Below are 6,224 nucleotides of genomic sequence, written 5' to 3' on the forward strand. Positions count from 1 at the left end.
AACTTTTGTCGCGCAGGGCCGTGCAAGCGGCCGTCTGCGGAGGGTGCCTGCATGCTTAATTTGTACCTGTTCCAGATTCTCAACGGCCTTGGGCTGGGGATGATCTACTTCCTGATCGCAGTGGGGCTGACGATCATTTTCGGCCTGCTCAACTTCGTCAACTTCGCCCACGGCGCGTTTTTCCTGCTCGGCGCCTACATCTGCTACACCGCGGTGAGCCTCACCGGCAACTTCTGGCTGGCGCTGCTGATCGCGCCGCTGGTGGTGGCCGCACTGGCCTGGGTGATCGAGCGCTTGCTGATCCAGCGCATCTACCACTTGCCACACATGTTCCAGATTCTGGTGACCCTGGGGATCGCCCTGATCATCCAGGAAGCCAGCGTGATGATCTGGGGCCCGGTGGGCAAAAGCGTCGCCGTGCCGGAACTGTTGCGCGGCGTGCTGGTGGTGGGTGATTTCGTCTACCCCTACTACCGCCTGTTCCTTATCGTATTTTCCGGGCTGGTGGGCCTGGGCCTGTGGCTGCTGCTGGAACGTACGCGCTTCGGTGCTCTGGTGCGCGCTGGCAGTGAAAGCACCGAAACCGTGTCGCTACTGGGCACCAATATTTTCCGCCTGTTCTCCATGACCTTCGCCCTTGGTGTCGCCCTGGCCGGTGTCGCTGGGGTGTTGTTTGCGCCCTTGCGCGGCGCCCAGCCCTTTGTCGGCCCGGAGATTCTGGGCATCGCCTTCGTGGTGGTGGTGATCGGCGGCATGGGCTCGTTCAGCGGTGCGCTGGTCGGCGGTTTGCTGGTGGGCGTGGTGCAAAGCCTGATGACCACACTCTGGCCCCAGGGTGCGAGCCTGATGATCTACGGCGCCATGGCCGTGGTGATTCTGGTACGCCCTTATGGCCTGTTCGGGAGAGCCTGACATGAGCGATAAAAATCCCCTGCCGTTTGCCAAGACCCAATCCAGAGCCATGTTGCTGTGGGTGTTGGCCGTGCTGATCGGCCTGCCGTTGGTGTTGCCCTCGGCGACCCTGGCCACCGAGATCCTGATCTTTGCCATGGCCGCCCTGGCTTGCAACCTGCTGCTGGGCTACACCGGGCTGCTGTCCTTCGGCCAAGGCATCTTCTTTGGTGCCGGTGCTTATTGTGCGGCGCTGTTGATGATCCACCTGCAACTGGGCCTGTTCACCGCGTTGCTGGGCGCGGCGATTGCCGGTGGTTTCCTGGCGCTGCTGGTGGGCGCCCTGGCGATTCGGCGCACGGGCATTTACTTCGTGATGCTCACGTTGGCGTTCAGCCAGATGGCGTACTTCGTCGCCTACACCCTGAGCGACTGGACCGGCGGCGACAACGGCCTGCTCAGCGTACCGCGCCCGGAAATTCGTGTGGGCGACACCGTGCTGCTGTCCCTGGCCGATGCCCGTGCCTTCTATGGTTTTGTCGCGGTGCTGTTCCTGCTGATCTTCATCGGCGCACGCCGGGTCATCGCTTCGCCGTTTGGCAGCACGCTGATGGCGATCCGCGAGAACGAAACCCGCGCCTCGGCCATCGGCTACGACACGCGCCACTTCAAGATCCTGGTGTTCGTGCTGTCCGGTGCGGTCACCGGGATTGCCGGGGCGTTGTACGCCATGCTGCTGCACTTTGTGCCGCTGTCGAATATCGACCTGGCAATGTCCGAGAACATCCTGATCATGACCATCGTCGGCGGCACCGGCTCGCTGTTCGGCTCGCTGCTGGGCGCCGGCTCCATCGTGCTGCTGGGCGACTTCCTTTCCGACCTGTGGCCGCGCTGGCTGATGCTGCTGGGGGTGATCCTGATCCTGGTGGTGATCTTCATGCGCGGCGGTTTGTGGGGCGGCCTCGCGTCGCTGTTCGAGAAGGTGCGCGGCACGCGCAAACCCGCGGTCGTCGCCAAGGAGGACGGGCTATGAGTATCTTGCTGGAAACCCAGAACCTGGAGCTGGCCTACGGCGCGTTCCATGCGGTCAATGGCGTCAACCTCAAGGTCGAAGCCGGCACCATCCACACCATCATCGGCCCCAACGGCGCGGGCAAGACCAGCCTGTTCCACTGCCTGACGGGTGAACGCCAGGCCACCGCCGGGGCGATCCATTTCGACGGCAAGAACCTGATGCGCAAGCCCGCCCACGGCCGCGTCGGCCTGGGCATGGCGCGCTCGTTCCAACTCACCAGCCTGTTCCAGAACCTCAGCGTGCGCGAAAACCTGCGCCTGGCCGCCCAGGGCCGCGATGGCTCGCGTGCCTTGAACTTCTGGCGTCGGGTGGACAGCCAGCGCGAACACCTGGAGATGGCCGACCAGGTGCTGGAACGCCTGCAACTCACGGCACGCGCCGACACCCTGGCCGGTGAGTTGTCCCACGGCCAGCAACGGGTGCTGGAGGTGGGCATGTCGATCTGCTCCAAACCCAAACTGTTGATGCTCGACGAGCCCACCTCGGGCATGGGCATCGACGATATTCCGATCATGACCCAACTGATCAGCGACCTTGGGCGCGACCATACGGTGCTGTTGATCGAACACAACATGAGCATCGTCATGTCCATCAGCCAGCGCATCACGGTGATGAGCCATGGGCAGATCCTGGTGGAAGGCACGCCGGAGTTCGTGCGCGCCGATGAACGTGTGCGTACTGCCTATCTTGGGGAGGCTGCCTGATGCTGATCGTCGAGAATATCCATTCCTACTACGACAAAAGCCATGTGCTTGAGGGCGTGTCGCTGAGCGTCAACCCTGGCGAACTGGTGACCCTGCTCGGCCGTAACGGTGCCGGCAAGACCACCACCCTGCGCAGCATCCTCGGCATCATCTGCCCGCGCCAGGGTCAGATCCACTTCAACGGCCAGGCGTTGGTAGGGCAAAAGATCTTTGAAATTGCGCGCCAGGGCTTGGCGCTGGTGCCGGAAAACCGCGGGATTTTCCGCCTGCTGACGGTGGAGGAAAACTTGCGCATCGCTGCCCGCAAGCACAGCCGCTGGCAACTGGAAGACGTATACGCCATGTTCCCGCGCCTCAAGGAGCGGCGCAAAAACGCCGGCCATGCGTTGTCCGGCGGCGAACAGCAGATGCTGGCCATCGCCCGCGCCCTGCTTAACGACCCCAAGCTGCTGATCCTCGACGAACCCACTGAAGGCCTGGCCCCGGTGATCGTCGACGAGCTGGTGAAGATCCTGCGCAAGGTCAAGGACGAGGGTCTGCCGGTGTTGCTGGTGGAACAGAACCTGATGGTCTGCGACAAGCTCGCCGACCGTCATTACGTGCTCGAACAGGGCCGCGTGGTGTACGAGGGCAGCGCCGCTGACTTCCGCGCCGACCCGACGATCAAAAACCGTTACCTGGCCTTGAGTGCCTGAGTGGAGATTCATGATGAACAGTCTTGCGCAACCGCTCCAGAGCAATGCCCCGCTGATCAACCGCGACCGCTTGTGGCAGTCACTGATGGACCTGGCCCGGCTCGGCGCCACGGCCAAGGGCGGCGTGTGTCGCCTGGCCCTCACCGACCTGGACCGCCAGGCCCGCGACCTGTTCGTGCAGTGGTGCGAAGCCGCCGGGTGCAGCGTCAGTGTGGATGCCATCGGCAATATTTTCGCGCGGCGCCCTGGACGCAACCCCGCCCTGCCCCCAGTCATGACCGGCAGCCATATCGACACCCAGCCCACCGGCGGCAAGTTCGACGGTTGCTACGGGGTAATGGCCGGGCTGGAAGTGATCCGCACGCTCAATGACTTGCAGATTGAAACCCAGGCACCCATCGAAGTGGTGGTGTGGACCAACGAAGAAGGCTCGCGCTTCCCGCCGTGCATGATGGGCTCCGGGGTATTTGCCGGGAAGTTCGACTTGCAGGAGACTCTCGACAAACTCGACGACCAGGGCCTGTCGGTAGGCAGCGAATTGCAGCGCATCGGCTATGCCGGTTCGCGTGTGGTGCTGGGCCATCCGGTGGGCGCTTATTTCGAGGCGCATATCGAGCAAGGCCCGGTGTTGGAGGACCAGGCGATTACCCTGGGGGTTGTGATGGGCTGCCTGGGCCAGAAGTGGTTCGACCTGACCCTCACCGGCGTCGAGGCGCATGCAGGCCCTACGCCCATGCACCTGCGCAAGGATGCCCTGGTGGGCGCTGCCGAGGTGGTGAGCGCGGTCAACCGTATCGCCCATCAGCATCAGCCTCACGCCTGCGGCACCGTCGGCTGCCTTAACCTGCACCCTGGCTCGCGCAACGTGATCCCCGGCCAGGTGCACATGACCATCGACCTGCGTCACCTGCACGCCGACAAGCTGCAAGCCATGGTCGATGAAGTGCGCGCAGTGATCGAAGACGCGGCCGCCCGCCACGGCTTGACGTTTGAACTGACGCCCACCGCCGACTTCCCGCCGCTGGACTTTCACCCGACCTGCGTCAACGCCGTGCGCGAGGCTGCCCAGGCATTGGGCTTGAGCCATATGGACATTGTCAGCGGCGCCGGGCATGACGCGATTTTCGTCGCTGAACTGGGCCCGGCCGGGATGATCTTTGTGCCGTGCGAAGGCGGCATCAGCCATAACGAAATCGAAAACGCCGCGCCGGATGATCTGGCCGCAGGCTGCGCGGTGTTGCTGCGCGCCATGGTCAACGCGGCCCAGGGGGATCTGGCATGAGTGAGATTGGCCAACTGACAGCCGTGCAGCTGTTGCAGCATTTTCGCGACAAAAGCTTGTCCCCCGTGGAGGTCACTGAAGATGCGCTGCTGCGCATCGAGCGCTATAACCCGGTGGTGAATGCCTATTGCCATGTCGACCCGCAAGGCGCCCTGGACGCTGCGCGGGCGTCGGAACAACGCTGGTTCAAGGGCGAACCTTGCGGCGCCCTGGATGGCGTGCCGGCGTCGATCAAGGACCTCACGCTGACAGTCGGTATGCCCACGCGCAAAGGCTCACGCACCTCCAGTGCCGAGGGCCCGTGGGACGTGGACGCGCCCTTCTCGGCCTTCATGCGCAAGGCCGGCGCGGTGCTGCTGGGCAAGACCACCACTCCGGAATTCGGCTGGAAAGGCGTGACCGACAACCCGCTGTACGGCATCACCCGCAACCCGTGGGACACGCGCACCACCGCCGGTGGCTCGTCCGGGGGCGCCGGTGCGGCAGCGGCGTTGAACCTGGGCGTGCTGCACCAGGGCAGCGACGCCGGCGGCTCGATCCGTATTCCCTGTGCGTTTACCGGCACCTTCGGGATCAAGCCGACCTTCGGCTATGTGCCGCAATGGCCGGCCAGCTCCATGACGATCCTGTCGCACCTGGGGCCGATGACGCGCACCGTGGAAGACAGTGTGCTGATGCTGCAAGCCGTGGCGCGACCGGATGCACGGGACGGCTTGATCGGCGCGCCGCGAACCACGCCCTGGCTCGTTCCAGGGACGGACTTGAAAGGGTTGCGTATCGCCTATAGCCCCACGTTCGGCTATGTGAAAGTCGACCCGCAAGTCGCCCAGGTGGTGGATCAGGCTGTGCAGGGCCTGGTGCAACTGGGCGCCCATGTCGAGCAGATCGACCCTGGCTTCAGCGACCCGTTGGATGTCTTCAGCACCTTGTGGGCCGCCGGTGCCGCTCGCCTGACCGGCACGATGAGCGAGGCGCAAAAGCAACTGCTGGACCCTGGGCTGCTACGCATTGCGCAACGGGGCGAGCGCTTGAGCCTGGACAATTTCAACGCAGCCCTGGAAGCCCGGGCGGCGCTGGTTGCACGGATGGCAGCTTTCCATGAGCATTACGATGTGCTGGTGTCACCGATGATGCCGATCACCGCGTTCGAAGCCGGGCACAACGTACCGCCGGATTCGGGAATGACTGAGTGGATGGAATGGACGCCGTTCACCTACCCGTTCAACCTCACCCAACAACCGGCGGCGTCAGTGCCCTGCGGGTTGGCGGCAAATGGCTTGCCAGTGGGCTTGCATGTGGTGGGCGCTCGGTTTGCCGATGAGCAGGTACTTAGGGTGTGTCACGTGTATGCACAGGCATTCCCCACAGCGCACTTGCACACACCGAAAATCCCGACCTGAAATACCTACAACTGTGGGAGCTGGCTTGCCTGCGATAGCACAGGTTCAGTCAGCACATTGGCCCCTGACACACCGCCGTCGCAGCTTCTACACAATTTTGTAGGTTGTAGCAGCCAACGGTAACCACGATGCGAAGCGAGCCGCTCTTGATCTTGCTCTTGATCTGCTTTTGATCTT

6 protein-coding genes are annotated in these 6,224 nt (G+C 63.5%); all 6 read left to right on the forward strand.

Translation table 11 applies throughout. From position 1 onward, the window contains the following. Positions 1–51: 51 nt before the first annotated feature. From OC445_RS25655 to OC445_RS25680, 6 genes are read left to right on the forward strand one after another with little or no spacing between them, the layout of a single operon-like run. Positions 52–912: a branched-chain amino acid ABC transporter permease gene (locus OC445_RS25655; protein WP_003192337.1), complete on the forward strand. Its 861-nt coding sequence runs from the start codon at positions 52–54 to the stop codon at positions 910–912. A gap of 1 nt (position 913) precedes the next feature. After that, on the forward strand, positions 914–1,924 hold the full coding sequence (locus OC445_RS25660; RefSeq protein WP_054897434.1) for a branched-chain amino acid ABC transporter permease: 1,011 nt from the start codon (positions 914–916) through the stop codon (positions 1,922–1,924). Continuing rightward, positions 1,921–2,670: an ABC transporter ATP-binding protein gene (locus tag OC445_RS25665; RefSeq protein WP_014719039.1), complete on the forward strand. Its 750-nt coding sequence runs from the start codon at positions 1,921–1,923 to the stop codon at positions 2,668–2,670. The genes OC445_RS25660 and OC445_RS25665 overlap by 4 nt, the downstream gene beginning before the upstream one ends. After that, positions 2,670–3,365 (forward strand): ABC transporter ATP-binding protein, encoded by a 696-nt coding sequence (locus tag OC445_RS25670; protein ID WP_003192343.1) that lies wholly within the window; start codon positions 2,670–2,672, stop codon positions 3,363–3,365. The genes OC445_RS25665 and OC445_RS25670 overlap by 1 nt, the downstream gene beginning before the upstream one ends. Positions 3,366–3,378: 13 nt before the next feature. After that, positions 3,379–4,647 carry a Zn-dependent hydrolase gene (locus OC445_RS25675; protein WP_106117787.1) on the forward strand — a complete coding sequence of 423 codons (1,269 nt, stop codon included), beginning with the start codon at positions 3,379–3,381 and terminating at the stop codon, positions 4,645–4,647. Then, complete coding sequence (locus tag OC445_RS25680; protein ID WP_198790577.1) at positions 4,644–6,047, forward strand: amidase; 1,404 nt, start codon at positions 4,644–4,646, stop codon at positions 6,045–6,047. The genes OC445_RS25675 and OC445_RS25680 overlap by 4 nt, the downstream gene beginning before the upstream one ends. Positions 6,048–6,224 lie beyond the last annotated feature (177 nt).

This window comes from Pseudomonas sp. Pse35 (assembly GCF_024519715.1).
Classification (GTDB): domain Bacteria; phylum Pseudomonadota; class Gammaproteobacteria; order Pseudomonadales; family Pseudomonadaceae; genus Aquipseudomonas; species Aquipseudomonas paracarnis.